Raw genomic sequence first — 1,862 nt, 5'->3', positions numbered from 1 at the left:
TCCGTCGGCTTTTAGATAAATCCTGGTGGATTCTCCACTTACCTGAAGAAACGGTTTTTATTAACACCGCCAATATTACCAAAGTTGAGGTGAAGCCCCCGATTCCTCACCTCCAGGGAGAAGATGTCTTCTCGAATGCCCAGCGGGTAACTGCCCTGACTCGTGGCAGCAATCGCTGAGAATTTGAGATTTTAGATTAAGAATTGCCAGGTCTTCATGAAGAATTGGAGGCTGGCAATTCTCACTTTAATTGATTCAAAATTCTTGTATTCGCTCAATCCTCAATTACAAACGCAGAATCATGAAACCTTCCGTTAGTTTAATTCGTGCGAATTCCTACGAGCGGCAATTATTGCGAGAATCCGTGGAAAGTTTGCTGGAACCCTTGGGAGGAATCAAAGCTTTTGTCAAAGCAGGCGATCGCGTTCTCCTCAAGCCCAATTTACTCACTGGCGGACATCCGAGTAAAGAATGCGTCACCCGTCCCGAACTGGTTTACTGTGTTGCCAAACTTGTACAGGAAGCAGGTGGCAAGCCTTTCCTGGGGGATAGTCCCGCATTTGGCAGTGCGATGGGTGTGGCAAAAGCCAATGGTTATCTTCCCCTTATGGAAGAACTCAATCTACCGCTAGTGGAATTTACAGGGAAGCGTTACGAAACCGTTAGCGAAGGGTTCAACCATCTGTTGTTGTGCAAAGAAGCAATGGATGCAGATGTGGTAATTAACCTGCCTAAACTGAAATCCCACTGTCAGCTAACGATGACAATGGGGGTCAAAAACTTATTCGGTTGCGTACCGGGAAAAATGAAAGCCTGGTGGCACATGGAAGCAGGGAAAGATAGCGCCCGATTTGGGGAAATGTTAGTAGAAACTGCAAGAGCAATTAATCCTACCCTAACGATTTTAGATGCAATTATTGGACATGAAGGGAACGGCCCTAGCGGTGGCGAACCTCGCTTCTTAGGGATTTTAGCGGCATCGTCTGATGTCTTTGCCCTGGATCGGGCGATTGTGGAAATTCTCAATGTAGATCCTCTCAACGTCCCTACTATGGCGGCTTCGATAAGGTTAGGGCTATGCACAAACGTGGAGGAAATTGACTTTCCCCAACTGCATCCGGATGATCTAAAGGTGCTGGATTGGCAACTTCCTACTAACATGATGCCTATCGACTTCGCGATGCCTCGCGTGATTAAGTCCACGTTTAGGCATCTTTACATCCGGTTTATCAAGGAACCGATGAATGCCTACGCAGGACGATAAGAGTTTATCGATAAAAAAACTCGGTTTCTATAGAAATCGGGTTTAGAAAGCCATCAATAAACAATTTTGAGGCAGATTCGGTAAATTCTGTTACAGTAGGATACAAAATCATCAGCGTAATCTATTATCTACCCTCCGATTGCTTAGGAAGACCGCCCTGACTCATGCTAGAGGCGGTTTTTTTCTGCCCGTCAAATGATGGAGTGTTAGCAGCGCTGCGCGGACAGTATATTTTTAAAAACGAGTCTGGTGTGTTTTCTAGATTAAAGATCGAAATAACGCCGGAACCGAGGATCTAAATGGTTGGTTTTGCGCTGGTTACAGGGGAGACAGAGGGTTTGTAGATTGCTGATGTCATTAGAACCGCCACGAGAGAGCGGTATGATGTGGTCAATCGTGAGGTTTGCTTCTAGCGCCGTTTTGCCGCAACTTTGGCACTGACAGCGATCGCGCTGAAACACATACTTCCTGACTTCTGGCGGGATGCGAATTCTGGGCGTTTTAGTCATAAAATGCTCTTGTAAACACGATCCCACGCTGCAATGAATCCAGACAATCAAACAACTACAGGCGCTGATGCGATTGATGTAGCGATCGC

The 1,862-nt window shown here is 46.2% G+C and carries 2 protein-coding genes; one reads left to right on the top strand and one right to left on the bottom strand.

The features are described 5' to 3' along the window. Positions 1–301 precede the first annotated feature (301 nt). Entirely contained in the window at positions 302–1,264 is a 963-nt protein-coding gene (locus H6F50_RS07475; protein WP_190428032.1) for a DUF362 domain-containing protein, read from the top strand. Between the two features lie 263 nt (positions 1,265–1,527). On the opposite strand, the gene H6F50_RS07470 is transcribed toward H6F50_RS07475, so the two are convergent. Further along, the gene (locus H6F50_RS07470; protein WP_190428030.1) at positions 1,528–1,773 is read right to left on the bottom strand and encodes an HNH endonuclease; all 246 of its coding nucleotides are present in this window, start codon (positions 1,771–1,773) and stop codon (positions 1,528–1,530) included. Positions 1,774–1,862 lie beyond the last annotated feature (89 nt).

Source organism: Coleofasciculus sp. FACHB-712 (assembly GCF_014695635.1).
Lineage (GTDB): Bacteria > Cyanobacteriota > Cyanobacteriia > Cyanobacteriales > FACHB-T130 > FACHB-T130.
The sequence above is the reverse complement of the archived record's forward strand: the minus strand, read 5'-3'. Positions and strand labels throughout refer to the sequence as shown.